Here is a 15,660-nt window from a genome sequence, read left to right on the forward strand (position 1 = left end):
ATCACCCCACCCCGCTCGCGCTTCGCGCGATCGACCCTCCCCCTCCAGGGGAGGGTAAAAGAGCAGCCCCTTACGTCGGCGACACCACGCCCTTCAGCGCAGCTGGCTGCGGGGCGGCACCGCGCGTCAGCCTGGCCTTTTCCGAGTTCGGCCACAGCAGCAGCAGGCCGAGCAGGCCGGAGCCGACCATGATCACGGCGTTGATGGTGAAGCCGGCCATGTAGCCATCGACCGTGCTGCCGGCACGCTGGATCATCGCCCCCATCACGGCCGGCGCGATGATGCCGGCCAGCGTGTAGAGCGCACCGTAGATCGCGAGGATCGCGCCGCGCTGCGACGTCGGCGTGAACTCGCCGAGCATCGGCGGGCAGACCACATAGATCGCCCCGCACAGGCCAGAGCCGACCACGAGCAGTGCGATCTGGAGGCCCGCGCCCTGAACGTGCGGCATCGTCGCCAGAATCAACCCGCCGATCACCAGCGGCACCGAACCGAGCACGCCGCGCGCCACGCGGGTGTTGTAGCCGCGCGCCATCATCACCTGCGAGATCCACCCGGTGAGAATGACGATGGTGGCGCCGAACACCCAGGGCAGGATCGAGATGAAGCCGGCCTGGCTCTGCGAGAAGCCGAGCCCCTTGACGATGAACGGCGTGAACCAGGTCAGGCCGAGCGAGAGCGCCCAATAAGCCCCGAAGGTCGCGGCGACGCAGCCGATGAAGGTGCGAGAGGTGAGAAGCTGCAAGTAAGGGATCTTCTGCTCGGTCGCGGCCAGGACCTGCGTGTCCTCCAGCGGGCCTTCCTTGCCGAGCGCAAGCCAGGCACACACCCAGATCAGGCCGACGACGCCGAGCGCGCCGAAGGCGTAGTGCCAGGAATGGTTGACGATGATCCAGTTCAGCGCCGGCACCGCGAGGATCACGCCGAAGGCCGAGCCCTGCGACAGGATCGCGGTCGGCAGCGTGCGCTTCTCGTCGGGGAACCATTTGTAGATGGCGTGCGCGGCGACCGAGAAGGCCGGGCCTTCGCCGGCACCCAGCACGATGCGGCAGATCAGTAGCGTGGTGAAGGAGACGGTGCCAACCATCGGAAACTGCGCCAGCGCCCAGATCACTGCGAGCACGAGCAGCACCCAGCGCGTCGGCACCTTGTTGACGATGAAGCCGACCACGATGGCGGCGATCGAGAACAGGAAGAAGAACGAGGAGCCGAGCAGGCCGAACTGCTCCGGGGTGAGCTTCAGATCGGTCATGATCGGCACGCCGGCGAGACCGACGACGATCTTGTCGGCGAAGTTCACGACCATGAAGAGGAAGAGGAGAAACGTGACGGTCCAGGCGCCCTTTGGCGTTCCCTTGGTCCCGATCGCCTTGCCGGCTACCTCCGTCGTTCCCTCAACGCTCATGATTCTCCCCCGTCGATGTCTTTTGGCACTTTTTTGATTTGGCTGTCTTGGGAGCTAACAACGGCTTCGAGACCAACGCAACCCGGCATTTCCGCAGCAAGTGTGCTACGCAGCGATTCCGCTCATTCCGCCCGGCGCCATTCATCGTGTTGAGCATCAAGAATCTCTCCAAGACCTTCTCCTCGGCCGGCGAGCCGGTCCATGTGCTGCGCGGCGTCGATCTCGACCTCAGGGCCGGCGAACGCGTCGCGCTGACGGGTGAGTCCGGCAGCGGCAAGAGCACATTGTTGCACCTGATCGCGGGACTCGACGCCGCCGATGGCGGCACGATCCGGCTGGAGGACAAAGAGGTCACCGCGCTGTCCGACGCAGGGCGCGCCAGCTTGCGGCGCGACCGGATCGGTCTGGTTTTTCAGCAATTCAACCTGATCCCGAGCCTGTCGGTCGCGGACAATCTGGCCTTTCAGGCGCGGATCGCCGACCGTCACGATGCAGCCTGGACCAAGGAGCTGGTCGAACGGCTCGGGCTCGGCGCTCTCCTGAAGCGCTATCCCGAGCAATTGTCCGGCGGCCAGCAGCAACGGGTCGCGATCGGCCGGGCGCTGGCGACAAGGCCGTCGCTACTGCTGGCGGATGAGCCGACCGGCAATCTCGATGAGGCCACCGCCGAGAACGTGCTGGCGCTGACGCGCGACCTGGTCGCGCGCACCGGCTGCGGCTTCCTGATGGTGACCCATAGCCTGCATCTGGCCGGCACGCTCGACCGCCATCTCACCCTGCATGCGGGGCGGATCGCATGAGACGCGCGCTCTGGGTCCTCGCGGTGCTGCTCAGCCATTGGCGGCGTCACAAGATGCAGTTCGCGACGCTGCTGGTCGGGCTGATCGCGGCGACCGCGCTGTGGAGCGGCGTGCAGGCCATCAACCAGCAGGCCCGCAACGCCTATGACCGCGCGGCGGCGACGTTCGGCGGCGTGCGCACCGCGATGCTGGTGGCGCCCCAGGCAGCGACCTTTCCGCAGGAATTGTTCATCAAGCTCCGCCGCGCCGGCTGGCCGGTGTCGCCGGCGCTGGAGGGCCGGGTCCAGATCAACGAACGCTCGGTGCGGCTGCTCGGGATCGAGCCGGTGACGCTGCCGCTCGAAATCGGCAACGCACCGCGTCTCGGTGCTGCGGATTTAGGCAGCTTTGTTGCACCGCCGGGCCAGACATTGGTGGCACGGGAGACGTTGAGCGACTTGCAGGAAGCAGAAGGCGCGGCGCCCCCGATCAGCAACGGCACAAGATTGCCGCCGCTACGCGTGCTGCCGCAGCTCGCGCCCGGGGTGCTGGTGGTCGATATCGGCGTGGCGCAGCGTCTGCTGAACAAGCCGGATCAGTTGTCGCGGCTTCTGATCGGCAAGCCGAAGAGCAAGCCTGCGCCGCTGGCCAGCGTGGTCGGCGACCGGTTGCAGCTGGTCGAGCCGAACGCGGAGACCGAGCTGGAACGCCTCACCGACAGCTTTCACCTCAATCTCACGGCGTTCGGCTTGTTGTCGTTCTTCGTCGGCCTGTTCATCGTCAACTCGGCTGTCGGCCTCGCCTTCGAGCAGCGGCTGCCGATGTTGCGAACGCTGCGCGCCTGCGGCGCCTCGGCGCGGCTGGTCAACGCCGTGCTGGTGGTCGAGCTCGTGGCGCTGGCGCTGATCGCCGGCCTGATCGGGCTCGTCTGCGGCTATTTCATCGCGGCAGTGCTGCTGCCCGACGTCGCGGCGTCACTACGCGGGCTCTATGGCGCACAGATCCCGGGGCAACTGACCTTACAGCCTGAATGGTGGCTCGCCGGCATCGGCATCAGCATTGCGGGCGCGCTTGTTGCGGCGGCGACCAGCCTGATCAAGGCGATCAGGATGCCTGTGCTGGCGACCGCGCAGCCGCACGCCTGGCAGCAGAGGCAGCGCCGCTGGCTGGTCCTGCAGAGCTGCGCGGCCTGCGCCGTGTTCGCGGTCGCGCTGCTGTTGCTTCAATACGGGCAATCGCTGATCGCGGGCTTTGGCGTGCTGGCGGCGCTGATGTTCGGCGCGGCGCTGATCCTGCCGGCGCTGCTCGAGATCATCCTGCTCGCGGGTCAGCGCGCCGCGAGAAAGCCGCTTGCGCTGTGGTTCTGGGCGGACAGCCGGCAGCAGCTTTCTGGATTGTCGCTCGCGCTGATGGCGCTGCTGCTCGCGCTCGCCGTCAATGTCGGGGTGTCCACCATGGTGGAAACCTTCAGCCGCACCTTCCTCGGCTGGCTGAACGGACGGCTCGCAGCCGACGTCTACATCAGCGCCTCCGACAATGCGCAAGGCGTTGACATCCGCAACTGGCTGCGCGAGCGCAGCGACGTGCAGGCGATCCTGTCGGGCGGCCGCGCCGAGGCGCAGGTTCAGGGCCAACCGGTGGAATTGCTCGGCCTGCCCGACCACGCGCTCTATCGCGAGCGCTGGCCGCTGCTGGAAACTGCGCCGCGCGGCTGGAGCCGGCTCGTGCCGGGCAATGCCGCCTTCATCAGCGAGCAGCTCAGCCGCCGCCTCAACGTCCGCATCGGCGACGTCGTCGAGGTGCCGGCACCTAGCGGGACATGGGAACTCGACATCGTCGGTATCTATGCCGATTACGGCAATCCCAGGGGGCAACTCACCGTCAACGTCGCGGCGCTGATCCGGCAGTTTCCGCAGACGCCACAGACGCGGATCGGCCTGATCGTCGCGAAGGAGAACATTCCCGGCCTGATCGCGGCCTTGCAGAAGCAATTCGCGCTCGACGACCGCAGTGTGGCCGACCAGGCGACGGTGAAGGCGGAATCGATCCGCATTTTCAACCGCACCTTTGCAGTGACCTCGGCGCTGAATGCGTTCACGCTCGGTGTCGCCGGGATCGCGCTGTTCACGAGTCTGCTCACGCTGGCGAACTCCCGCCTGCCGCACCTCGCGCCACTGTGGGCGATCGGCATCACCCGGCCGCGCCTTGCCGCGATCGAATTGACCAAGACGCTGTCGGTGGCGCTGTTCACGGCGCTGCTCGCCGTGCCGCTCGGCCTCCTGGTGGCGTGGTGCCTGATCGCGATCGTGAACGTGAAGGCGTTCGGCTGGCGGCTGCCTTTCCACGTATTCCCGCTGCAGCTGGTTGAGCTGGTCGCGGTCGCGCTGCTCGCGTCGCTGCTTGCGGCGCTGTTGCCGGTGGCACGGCTGGCGCGGATGCAGCCGGAAAATCTCGTCAAGGTGTTTGCCAATGAGCGCTGATCGCATGTCGCGCCGCGCCTTCGCCGGCGGCATCGCCGCGCTGGCCCTCGCACGCCGCGCCAGCGCGCAGGGCTATGCCGGGCTCGGTGAGAAAGCGGATGGCTTTGGGAAGGTGACGCCGGGAAAGCTGTTTGCCTTTCCTGGCGATCACGGGCCGCATCCGGAGTTTCGTATCGAATGGTGGTATCTGACGGCAAACCTCGTCGACGGCAGCGGCGCGGCGTGCGGCCTGCAATGGACGCTGTTCCGTCAGGCGGCGCAGCCGGGCCCGCAAGGCGAAGGCTGGGCCAATCAGCAGGTGTGGATGGCGCACGCCGCGGTGACGCGCGCCGACACCCACCGCTTCAACGAAGTCTTTTCACGCGGCGGCGTGGGGCAGGCCGGCGTCACGGCAAAGCCGTTCGATGCCTGGATCGATGATTGGGAGATGAAGGGTTTTGAGCGCACCGACGATCGCACTTTGGCGCCGGTGGCGCTGAAGGCGTCCAGCACCGATTTCAGCTACGCGCTGACGCTGGAGGCCGACCGGCCGGTCGTCTTACAGGGCGATCGCGGCTACAGCCGCAAGTCGGAGCGTGGGCAGGCGTCCTATTATTACAGCCAGCCGTTCTACCGCGCCCGCGGCACGCTCACCATCGACGACAAACCGGTGGACGTGACGGGCCAGGCCTGGATGGACCGCGAATGGAGCAGCCAGCCGCTCGACGCCGACCAGACCGGCTGGGACTGGCTGTCGCTGCATCTGTCGTCAGGCGACAAGCTGATGCTGTACCGGCTGCGACAGAAGGACGGCAAAGACTATCCGTTCGGCAACTGGATCAACGCTGCCGGCGAAACGCAGATGATCGCGGGCGACGACATTCAGATGATCCCGAAGGCGACGGCGGAGGTTGCGGGACGCAAGCTGCCCGTGGAATGGCAGATCGTGATCCCGTCGCGATCGTTCTCGATCCACTGCAAGCCGCTCAATCCCAGGGCCTGGATGGGGACCGGCTTCTCCTATTGGGAGGGGCCGATCAGCTTTGCCGGGACGCATGATGGCGTTGGCTATCTCGAGCTGACCGGGTATTGAAGCGCGGTCTGTTTGAAGGAACCAGCGATGTATCATTTCACCGCCCTCGTCACGCTGCTGGCGATCGCGTTTTATTTCTTCACCGCCATCAACGTGTCGCGCTCGCGCACCAAGACCGGCGTCAAGGTGCCGGCGATGTCCGGCCATCCGGATTTCGAACGCGCCTTCCGCATCCAGATGAACACGCTGGAATGGATGCCGATTGTCCTGCCGGCGCTCTGGCTGTTCGCGATCTATATCGGCGACGGCACCGCGGCAGCGATCGGCGCGGTCTGGATCATCGGCCGCATCGTCTACTTCATCGGCTATACGAAGGCGGCAGCCAAGCGCGGCACCGGCTTTGCGATCCAGGCGCTCGCCGCCATGGCGCTGTGGGCGGGGGCGCTTGGAGCGGTGGTGTTGCGGATGGTGTGAGGGATGATCTGCAGCCCCACGTTTCGCTGTCGTCCCGGACAAGCGTAGCGAAGCGGAGCGCTGATCCGGGACCCATACTCACAGGGAGAGGTTTGGCGAAGACTCGAAGTTATCAGCCCGCGCGACAACTTCCCCCTGGGGTTATGGGTCCCCGCCTTCGCGGGGACGACAGAGTGTGGCACGAGCGTGGGTCCCGGCTCTGCGCAGCAGCGTTTCACGCTGCAGCGCGTCCGGGACACGAGAGCCGTCACTTCGTCAGCGGGCAGCCGCTTTCCTTGGCGGTGAAGAAGGCCTTGTCCCCGGGGACGGTGGCGAGCAGCTTGTAATAGTCCCAGGGCTTCTTCGATTCCGAGGGTTTCTTGACCTCGAACAGATACATGTCGTGGACCATGCGGCCGTTCTCGAGCACCTTGCCGCCCTGCGCGAAGTCATCGTTGACCGGGAGTTCCTTCAGCTTCTTGGCGACGGCTTCCGGATCCTTGGTGCCGGCGGCCTTGACCGCCTTGAGATAGCTCAGCGTCGCGGAGTAGGTGCCGGCGTGGATCATGCTCGGCATCCGGCCGGTGCGCTTGAGGAAGCGTTCGCCGAGATTGCGGGTCTTGTCATTGAGATCCCAGTAATAGCCCTCGGTCAGCACCAGGCCTTGCGCGGCCTGCAGGCCGAGGCCGTTCACTTCGGCAAGCGTCATCAAGAGGCCGGCAAGCTTCTGCCCGCTGGCGACGATGCCGAACTCGGACGCCTGCTTGATCGAGTTGGTGGTGTCGAGGCCGGCATTGGCGAGACCGACGATCTTCGCCTTCGAGCTCTGCGCCTGCAGCAGGAAGGAGGAGAAGTCCGACGAGTTGAGCGGCACGCGCACCGAGCCGACCACCTTGCCGCCATTGGCGGTGACAATCTCGCTGGTGTCCTTCTCCAGCGCGTAGCCGAAGGCGTAGTCCGCGGTGAGGAAGAACCAGGTGTCGCCGCCGGCCTTGGTCAGCGCACCACCGGTGCCGACGCCGAGCGCGCGGGTGTCGTAAGCCCAGTGGAAGCCGTAGGGCTGGCACGCATCGCCGGTGAGTCGCGAGGTCGCCGCGCCGACGACGATGTCGATCTTCTTCTTTTCCTTGGAGAGCTCGTGGATCGCGAGCGCGACCGAGGAGGTCGTCAGCTCCGTGATCATGTCGACGTTCTCGACGTCGTACCAGCGCCGCGCGATCGAGCTCGCGAGGTCAGGCTTGTTCTGGTGGTCGGCGGTGACGAGCTCGATCTTCTGGCCGAGCACCTCGCCGCCAAAATCCTCGATCGCCATCCTGGCCGCCTCGACCGACCATTTGCCGCCGTAATCGGCATAGACGCCGGATTGGTCGTTGAGGATGCCGATCTTGACGCCTTGCGCGGAGGCCGGCGCCGCCAGCACCAGAGCAGAGGTTGCGACGGCGGCCAAAAGTCCTGATTTCATCTGTTAGCTCCCAGCAGTTTTCTGTTTTGAAATCGCGCGGATACTAGTGAAGAACCCCGCGCCTGCCCATCCATTTCAAGTTGGTCGTTAGTATGGGCGTGTGCCAATTGGCATCGCGGGTGGCGCGACAAAATGAGCTGTCGTCCCGGACGAGCGAAGCGAAGATCCGGGATCCCGGCGCGAGCGCTTGCGCTCGTCGCCATAACCACAGGGAGAGGTTTGGGGCGAACCTCGCAGCTCCGAGTCTTCGCCAAACTGCTCCCTGTGGCTATGGATCCCCGCTTTCGCGGGGACGACACTGGGAGTGAGGGGACGCAAGTGGCCGCCACCGACAACTAGGGGCACGCCACCTGCGGCTTCTTCCCCTCATTCCGCCCTTCCGCCAGGTTCCGCACCACCACGTAGAAGATCGGCGTGAACAACAGGCCGAACAGGGTGACGCCGATCATGCCGAAGAACACGGCGACGCCGACGGCCTGCCGCATCTCCGAGCCGGAGCCGCTCGATATCACCAATGGCAGCACGCCGAGGATGAAGGCGAAGGACGTCATCAGGATCGGTCGCAGGCGCAAGCGGCAGGCGTCGATCACCGCCTCCAGCCGCGGCTTGCCCTCGTTCTCGATGTCGCGCGCGAACTCGACGATCAGAATCGCGTTCTTGGCCGCCAGCCCCACCAGCACGACGAAGCCGATCTGGGTGAGGATGTTGACGTCCTGGCCCATGATGCGCACGCCGATGGTGGCAGCGAGCAGGCACATCGGCACGATCAAAATCACCGCGAACGGCAGGGTCCAGCTGCCATATTGCGCAGCGAGCACGAGGTAGACGAACAGCACGCAGATCGGGAACACGTAGAAGCCGGCATTGCCGCCGGTGATCTGCTGATAGGACAGATCGGTCCATTCGAAGGTGAAACCGCTCGGCAAGGTGTCGTCCGCCAGCTTCTTGATGGTGTTGAGCGCCGTGGTCGAGCTGGTGCCCGGTGCCGGCTCGCCTTGGAGCTCGGACGCCGCATAGAGATTGTAGCGCGCGACGCGGTCGGGACCCGAGACGTCCCTGAACTCGACCACGCTGCCGAGCATCACCATGTCGCCGGCGGCGTTGCGCGTGCGCAGGCGTGCGAGGTCGCTGGGCTCTTTCCGGAACGGGAAGTCGGCCTGCGCGGTGACGTGATAGGTGCGGCCGAACAGGTTGAAGTCGTTGACATAGGTCGATCCGAAATAGCTCTGGATCGTGTCGTTGATATTGGAGATGGGAACGCCGAGCTTCTGCGCCTTGGTGCGGTCGATGTCGACGAAGAGCTGCGGCGTGTTGGCCGAGAACGGCGAGAACACCGTGGGGCCGAGCAGCGACGGCGATTTGCGCGCCGCGGCGACCAGCTCGTCGGTGGCCGCGGCGAGCAACTCAGGCCCGCGGCCCTGACGGTCCTGGATGCGGATGGTAAAGCCGCCGCCGGTGCCGATGCCAGGCACGGCCGGCGGCGGAATCACGATGATGAAGGCGCCCTGGATCGCCTGCAGCCGCTTGCGCAGCTCGCCGGTGATGGCGTTGGCCGTCAATCCTTTCTTGATCCGCGCCTCCGGTTCATCGAACACCGGGAACAGCGCCGCGGCATTACCCGCCTGCGTGCGCGTCGCGCCGGAAAAGCCGGCAAAGGCCGCGACGCGGACGATGCCAGGCGTGTCCAGCGCGATCCGCTCGATCTCGCGCACGACCTCGGTGGTGCGGGCCAGCGATGCCGCTCCGGGCAATTGCACGGAGACGATGACATAACCGCGGTCCTGCGCGGGGATGAAGCCCTGCGGGGTCGTCACGATCAGCCAGCCGGCGCTGCCGATCAGCGCGACGTAGATCAGGATCATCACCACCGCATGGCGGATGACGAAATCGGCGAGGCCGGCATAGCCATGCGCCAGCCGGTCGAACACACGGTTGAAGACCGCGGTGAAGGCGCCCCACGCCCGCGCGATGACATTCCAGCTTGCCGGCGGCCGCTTCTCCTCGTGCGGCACCAGGATCTGCGAGGCCAGCGCCGGCGACAGCGTCAGCGAGCAGAAGCAGGAGATCGCCGTCGCGACCGCAATGGTGACGGCGAATTGCTGGAAGAACTGCCCGGAAATACCGCCCAGAAACGCGGTCGGGACGAACACCGCGCAGAGCACCAGCGCGATCGAGACCAGCGCGCCGCCGACCTCCTCCATGGTCTTGAGCGCGGCGTCGCGCCGGCTCATGCCGTGCTCGAGATGGCGCTCGACGTTCTCGACCACCACGATGGCATCGTCGACCACGATGCCGACCGCGAGGACGAGACCGAACAAAGTGAGATTGTTGATCGAGAAGCCCAGCGCCGCCATCACCGCGAAGGTGCCGACCAGCGACACCGGGATCGCGATGATCGGAATGATCGCGGGCCGCCAGCCCTGCAGGAACACCAGCACGACGATGACCACGAGCAGCATCGCCTCGTAGATGGTCTTGATCAGCTCGTGGACGGACTGGGCGATGAACTCGGTCGGGTTATAGCCGATATTGTAGTCGAGGCCTTTCGGGAAGCTCTCCTTGAGCCTCGTCATGGTATCGGAGATGTTCTTTGCCGTCGCGAGCGCGTTCGATCCCGGTCGCTGCGTCACCAGCATGGCGACCGCGGATTTGCGCAGCAGGAAGCTGTTGGTGCTGTAGGCGAGCGCACCGAGCTCGATGCGGGCGACGTCACGCAACCGCACCACGCGGCCGTCGGAGCCGGCCTTGATCAGGATGTCCTCGAACTGCTTCTGGTCCTTCAGGCGCCCGGTGAAGGTGAGGTTCGGCTGGAAGGCGCGATCGGCGATCGGCGGCTCGGCGATCTGGCCGCCCGCAATCTGCACATTCTGGGCGCGGATCGCGGCCAGAACCTCGGCCGAGGTCAGGCCGAGATTGGCAATTCTATCGGGGTCGAGCCACAGCCGCATCGAATAGTCGCGCGCGCCGAAGATCTGGATGTCGCCGACGCCGTCGAGGCGCAAGAGCTGGTCGCGGACCTGGAGCAGCGCGTAGTTGGAGATGTAGAGCTGGTCGAAGGTGTCGTCCGGCGACAGCATGAACACGACCATCAGGATGTCGGGCGAGTTCTTGCGGGTGGTGACGCCGTTGCGCTGGACCTCCTCGGGCAGGCGTGGCTGCGCGATCGCGACGCGGTTCTGCACCAGCACCTGGGCCTTGTCGAGATCGGTGCCGAGCTTGAAGGTGACGGTGATGGTGAGCTGGCCGTTCGAGGTTGCCTGGCTGTAGAGATACAGCATGTCCTCGACGCCGTTGATCTCCTGCTCGATCGGAGCTGCGACCGTGTCGGAAACGGTCTGCGCGGAAGCGCCGGGATATTGCGTGGTGACGACGACGGTCGGCGGCACCACTTGCGGATATTCGGAGACCGGCAGCGTGGTGTAGGCGATCGCGCCGACGATCAGGAGAACGATCGACAGCACCATCGCCAGGATGGGCTGGTTGATGGAGAGACGGCCGAGATTCATGACTTGCCACCGGCCGGGGCTTGCGCAGTCTGCGGGGCAACCTTGGCGCCGACTCGGGCACGCTGGATGCCGTTGACGATGACGCGGTCCTCGGCCTTCAATCCTTCGCGGATCACGCGCAGGCCGTCATCGAGCGGCCCGAGCACCACGGGACGCGCCTCGACGGTGTCGTCGGGTTTCACCACGAACACGATCTTGCGGGACTGGTCGGTCGCGACGGCAGCATCCGGAATAAGCAACGCCTCATAGGGCGCGCTGCCGATCAGCCTGACACGCCCGAACTGGCCCGGCAGGATCGACAGATCGGTATTCTTGACCACGGCGCGGCTGCGTAGCGTGCCGGTCGAGACGTCGAGCCGGTTGTCGAGGAAGTTGATGGTGCCTTCATGCGACGGCTTGGTTTCGCCGGCCAGCGTCACCTGCACCGGGTTCGCCGTATCGCGCGAGCTCGGACGCCGCCCCTCGAACCACAGCTTGCTGTATTTGATGAAAGTCGCCTCATCCATGTCGAAATAGACGTAGATCGGGTCGAGCGTGACGATCGAGGTCAGGAGGGTCGAAGAGCCATTGTCGCTGCCCTGCACGAGATTGCCGGGGCTGACGAGATGGCGGCTAACGCGGCCGGTCAACGGCGCCGCCACATGGGTGAATTCGATGTTCAATCTGGCGGCTTTCAGCGCGCCTTCAGCCTGCACCTCCGCCGCATGCGCAGCTTGCAGGGCCTGGCGGCGCTGGTCGACGACCTGCTCGGAGACGGCGCTGGTCTGCACCAGGCTGAGGCCGCGGTCGAGCTCGCGCTTGGCAAGCTCCACCTTGGCGCGGGCATCCGACAGCTGCCCTTCCGCCTGCGTGGCCACCGCCTCGAACGGACGCGGGTCGATCACGTAGAGCAGGTCGCCCTGACGCACGATGGCGCCGTCCTGGAATTCGACCGAGTTGACGAAGCCGCCGACGCGCGGGCGCACCTGCACTTCCTCCACCGCCTCAAAGCGGCCGGTGAACTCGTCCCAATCGGTAACGGTGCGCTTGACCGGCTGGGCGACCGTCACGGGCGCCGGCGGCGGGGCAGCGCCTTGCGAGGCGGGCTGCCCGCAACCAGTGAGCGCGAATGAAGCGACGAGGAGACCCGCTAGTGCGCAATGCCGCGGCTGGACGAATTCGTGCTTTTTGACAAGTCGCTCGCTTCCATCCGGTCCAGCCATCCCAGGTCCTCGCATCGTCCGCATGTCAAAAGCCGCGGAAAAAGCAGGGTAGGCATTTACCCGCGGGCGTCCCAAGATGGGTGGAGTTGATGACCACTTCAAGACCAAAGCGCGTGCAGGGCTTCCGAGCGCGCCCTGACCGGATGGCGGGTTGACAGGGGGTGAGTGGAGCTCTCTCGCGCGATACGAGACCGGTGACGAAGGCACGACGCCACCCTCCCCTGGGTAGGGCTATCGCGTATGGATTTCGTGAGGGCCGCGGGCTTGCTCCGCCTCTCCCGCTTGCGGGAGAGGCCGACGCGCTCGCAGAGCGCGGCGGGTGAGGGTTGTCACCACTCGGGGACATCGTCCGCAATTCTCAACAATCCCAATGCGGAGACAGCCCCCACCCCAGCCCTCCCCCGCAAGCGGGAGAGGGAGCCGACTGCCAATGCCGCCGCATCGTGCACACCATATGCGATCGCCCTACTCTCCTGGAGGGAGGGTAAGAGAGAGAGAGAGCCAGCGCCTTCGCACATGACGAACGCCATCCGCTCGGCTAGATTGCCCTTACAAAACAAGACGAATTGTCCGGGAGGACAGGCGTGCACCAGGGACGTGTCGTTTTCGGCGCGATCGAGGAGGTCGTGTTCGGCCATGCTGCAACTGAGGCCATCGTCGCGCAGATGGACCGGCTGGGAACGCGCCGCGCCTTCCTGATGGTTTCGGGCACGCTGAACCGGCAGACCGACGAAATCAGCAAGATCAAGGAAGCTCTGGGACCACGCTGCGCCGGCCTGTTCGATGCCATGCCGGCGCACACGCCGCGCGAGGCGGTGATCGCGGCAACCAACGCGGCGCGCGAGGCCGGCGCCGATTTGATCGTCACCGTCGGCGGCGGCTCGATCACCGACGGCGCCAAGGCGGTGCAGCTTTGTCTCGCCAATGGCATCAACGACATCGCCGACATCGATCGCATCCGCGTGCACAAGGGCGTCGCACCGGAGATGACGGCGCCGACGGTGCGCCAGGTCAGCGTGCCCACCACGATCGCCGGCGGCGAGTTCAGCTCAATCGCGGGGGTTACCGACCTCAGCACCCATGTGAAGCAGATGCTGCGGCATCCGCTCAGCGTTCCGCGTGCGACCATTCTCGACCCCGCCATCACCGTGCACACGCCGGAATGGCTGTTTCTGTCGACCGGCATCCGCGCCATCGACCATTGCGTCGAAGCGATCTGCTCGCGCGAGACGCATCCCTATGCCGACGCGCAAGCGGTGAAGGGCCTCGCCATGCTCGCCGACGCGCTGCCGCGGGTGAAAGCCGACCCCGCCGATCTCGACGCGCGGATGGATGCGCAGATCGGCACCTGGCTGTCGATGGGCGCGCTCGCGGCCGGCGTTCCCATGGGCGCGAGCCACGGCATCGGCTACGTGCTGGGCGCGGCCTTCGACGTGCCGCACGGCTACACGTCCTGCATCATGCTGCCGGCGGTGATGCGCTGGAACGCGAGGGACAACGCCGAGCGCCAGATGATTGTCGCCGCTGCCATGGGCTATCCCGGCCACAACGCCGCCGACGTGCTCGATGCCTTCATCCGCTCGCTCGGCATGCCGCGCAGCCTCGCGGAGGTGCGTGTATCGCCCGAGCATTTCGAGACAATCGCCGAGCAGGCGATGCGCACCAACTGGATCCCGCGCAACCCGCGCAAGATCGAAGGCCCGGCGCAGGTGCGCGAAATCCTGCTTCTCGCCGCATAATCCAAAGCCGGAGGATAGATGTACCCAGGTCAGCATGCCCGCCTACGCCCGCTGCAGCCCGCCTTCATCATGGCGGCCACAGGCGAGGCCGTCACCTATCGCGAGCTCGATGCGCGCAGCAACCGGCTGGCCCATCTGTTCCGCCAGCACGGCTTGAAGCGGCTCGACCATTACTCGATCTTCATGGAGAACAATTCGCGCTATCTGGAGGCCTGCGGCGCCGGCGAACGCTCCGGGCTGTACTACACCTGCATCAACTCCTTCCTGACGCCAGGCGAGCTCGCTTATTTGCTCGTCAACAGCCAGTCGAAGATCCTGATCACCTCGGTGGCGAAGCTCGACATCGCCCGCGAGGCGATCAAGGCCTGCCCCGATATCAAGCTCTGCATCGTCGCCGACGGCCCGGGCGAGAGCGAGCGCATCGTCGGACTTGCGGACGTGACCGCGGATATGCCGGCGACACCGATCGCGGACGAGTGGCTCGGCACGGCCATGCTCTATTCGTCCGGCACGACGGGACGGCCGAAAGGCATTCTGCGGCCGCTGCCGGAGGAGCCGCCGAAGCATAATCTGCCGCTGTTCGATTTCCTGACCAAGCTCTGGCACTACCGCGAGGGCATGGTTTACCTCTCGCCGGCCCCGCTCTATCACTCGGCGCCGCAGGCGGCCGTGAACCTCACGATCCGCATGGGCGGCACCGTGATCATCATGGAGAGCTTCGATCCCGAGCGTTACCTCGAGCTCGTCCAGCGGTGGGGTATCACCCACACCCAGCTGGTGCCGACCATGTTCTCGCGCATGCTGAAGTTGCCGGAGAAGGTGCGCAAGCGCTACGACCTGTCCTCGCTGGAGATCGCGATCCACGCCGCCGCGCCCTGCCCCGCTCTGGTCAAGGACGACATCATCAAATGGTGGGGCCCGATCATCCACGAATATTACGGCGCCACCGAAGGCCTCGGCTTTACCGCCTGCAACAGCGAGGAATGGCTTAGCCATCGCGGCACCGTCGGCAAGGTGCTGCTCGGCGACCTCCACATCCTCGACGAGAACATGCGGGAATGCCCGACCGGAACCCCGGGCCAGGTCTGGTTCAAGACCGCCTCGCCGTTCGAATATTTCAACGATCCGGAGAAGACCAAGGAGGCGCGTTCGGCCGACGGCAGCATGAGCACGGTCGGCGATGTCGGCTATGTCGACGCCGACCGGTTTCTCTACCTCACCGATCGCGCCACCTTCATGATCATCTCCGGTGGCGTGAACATCTACCCGCAGGAATGCGAGAATTTGCTGATCACCCATCCCAAGGTCGCCGATGCCGCGGTGTTCGGCGTCCCCAATCCCGATCTCGGCGAAGAAGTGAAGGCGGTGGTGCAGCCGATGCCTGATGTCGTGCCGGACGAGGCCCTCGCCGAAGAGCTGATCGCATTCTGCGCAAAATCGCTGTCACGGCAGAAGGTGCCGCGCTCGGTCGATTTCGAGAAGGAATTGCCGCGGCTGCCGACCGGGAAGTTGTACAAGCGGCTGCTGCGGGACCGGTATTGGGGGAACAAGGCGTCGCGGATCGTGTGAGGGCGCGGCGGCGAGCTTGTTGATACGATTGCGCGCAACGCCAGCACCGGAAC

10 protein-coding genes are annotated in these 15,660 nt (G+C 65.6%); 6 read left to right on the forward strand and 4 right to left on the reverse strand.

The features are described from left to right. Positions 1-70: 70 nt before the first annotated feature. Complete coding sequence (locus GGD61_RS16470) at positions 71-1,405, reverse strand: MFS transporter (RefSeq protein ID WP_092251637.1); 1,335 nt, start codon at positions 1,403-1,405, stop codon at positions 71-73. Positions 1,406-1,551: 146 nt separating this feature from the next. Here GGD61_RS16470 and GGD61_RS16475 point away from each other — a divergent pair, with 146 nt between their 5' ends. The 4 genes from GGD61_RS16475 to GGD61_RS16490 are packed head-to-tail and all read left to right on the forward strand — an operon-like array spanning position 1,552 to position 6,150. Next, complete coding sequence (locus GGD61_RS16475; protein WP_092251952.1) at positions 1,552-2,205, forward strand: ABC transporter ATP-binding protein; 654 nt, start codon at positions 1,552-1,554, stop codon at positions 2,203-2,205. Next, complete coding sequence (locus GGD61_RS16480) at positions 2,202-4,664, forward strand: FtsX-like permease family protein (RefSeq protein WP_183230917.1); 2,463 nt, start codon at positions 2,202-2,204, stop codon at positions 4,662-4,664. The genes GGD61_RS16475 and GGD61_RS16480 overlap by 4 nt, the downstream gene beginning before the upstream one ends. After that, a complete protein-coding gene (locus GGD61_RS16485) occupies positions 4,654-5,736 on the forward strand; it encodes a lipocalin-like domain-containing protein (protein ID WP_092251635.1) in 1,083 nt (360 codons plus the stop codon). Before GGD61_RS16480 ends, GGD61_RS16485 begins: the two co-directional genes overlap by 11 nt. A gap of 27 nt (positions 5,737-5,763) precedes the next feature. Then, positions 5,764-6,150 (forward strand): MAPEG family protein, encoded by a 387-nt coding sequence (locus GGD61_RS16490; RefSeq protein ID WP_092251634.1) that lies wholly within the window; start codon positions 5,764-5,766, stop codon positions 6,148-6,150. Between the two features lie 247 nt (positions 6,151-6,397). Here GGD61_RS16490 and GGD61_RS16495 read toward each other — a convergent pair whose 3' ends face one another. From GGD61_RS16495 to GGD61_RS16505, 3 genes are all read right to left on the reverse strand, one after another. Then, positions 6,398-7,591, reverse strand: coding sequence for an ABC transporter substrate-binding protein (locus tag GGD61_RS16495; protein ID WP_092251633.1), 1,194 nt, complete (start codon positions 7,589-7,591; stop codon positions 6,398-6,400). A 335-nt stretch (positions 7,592-7,926) separates the two neighbouring features. After that, positions 7,927-11,097 (reverse strand): efflux RND transporter permease subunit, encoded by a 3,171-nt coding sequence (locus GGD61_RS16500; RefSeq protein WP_183230918.1) that lies wholly within the window; start codon positions 11,095-11,097, stop codon positions 7,927-7,929. After that, on the reverse strand, positions 11,094-12,299 hold the full coding sequence (locus tag GGD61_RS16505; protein WP_177236856.1) for an efflux RND transporter periplasmic adaptor subunit: 1,206 nt from the start codon (positions 12,297-12,299) through the stop codon (positions 11,094-11,096). The genes GGD61_RS16500 and GGD61_RS16505 overlap by 4 nt, the downstream gene beginning before the upstream one ends. Before the next feature lie 584 nt (positions 12,300-12,883). On the opposite strand from GGD61_RS16505, the gene GGD61_RS16510 reads away from it, so the two are divergent. Both GGD61_RS16510 and GGD61_RS16515 read left to right on the forward strand, forming a co-directional pair. Next, the gene (locus tag GGD61_RS16510; RefSeq protein ID WP_092251631.1) at positions 12,884-14,038 is read left to right on the forward strand and encodes an iron-containing alcohol dehydrogenase; all 1,155 of its coding nucleotides are present in this window, start codon (positions 12,884-12,886) and stop codon (positions 14,036-14,038) included. Positions 14,039-14,056: 18 nt separating this feature from the next. Further along, positions 14,057-15,607, forward strand: a complete 1,551-nt coding sequence (locus GGD61_RS16515) for an AMP-binding protein (protein WP_092251630.1) — start codon at positions 14,057-14,059, stop codon at positions 15,605-15,607. Positions 15,608-15,660 lie beyond the last annotated feature (53 nt).

Origin of the sequence: Bradyrhizobium sp. SBR1B, assembly GCF_014198205.1 — a bacterium.
Lineage (GTDB): Bacteria > Pseudomonadota > Alphaproteobacteria > Rhizobiales > Xanthobacteraceae > Bradyrhizobium.

What these genes read in the sequence shown, in the direction of transcription:
- GGD61_RS16470 (WP_092251637.1), bottom strand. Translation starts at nt 1,405, where the DNA reads ATGAGCGTTGAGGGAACGACGGAGGTAGCCGGCAAGGCGATCGGGACC.
- GGD61_RS16480 (WP_183230917.1), top strand. Translation starts at nt 2,202, where the DNA reads ATGAGACGCGCGCTCTGGGTCCTCGCGGTGCTGCTCAGCCATTGGCGG.
- GGD61_RS16485 (WP_092251635.1), top strand. Translation starts at nt 4,654, where the DNA reads ATGAGCGCTGATCGCATGTCGCGCCGCGCCTTCGCCGGCGGCATCGCC.
- GGD61_RS16490 (WP_092251634.1), top strand. Translation starts at nt 5,764, where the DNA reads ATGTATCATTTCACCGCCCTCGTCACGCTGCTGGCGATCGCGTTTTAT.
- GGD61_RS16495 (WP_092251633.1), bottom strand. Translation starts at nt 7,591, where the DNA reads ATGAAATCAGGACTTTTGGCCGCCGTCGCAACCTCTGCTCTGGTGCTG.
- GGD61_RS16500 (WP_183230918.1), bottom strand. Translation starts at nt 11,097, where the DNA reads ATGAATCTCGGCCGTCTCTCCATCAACCAGCCCATCCTGGCGATGGTG.
- GGD61_RS16505 (WP_177236856.1), bottom strand. Translation starts at nt 12,299, where the DNA reads ATGGCTGGACCGGATGGAAGCGAGCGACTTGTCAAAAAGCACGAATTC.
- GGD61_RS16515 (WP_092251630.1), top strand. Translation starts at nt 14,057, where the DNA reads ATGTACCCAGGTCAGCATGCCCGCCTACGCCCGCTGCAGCCCGCCTTC.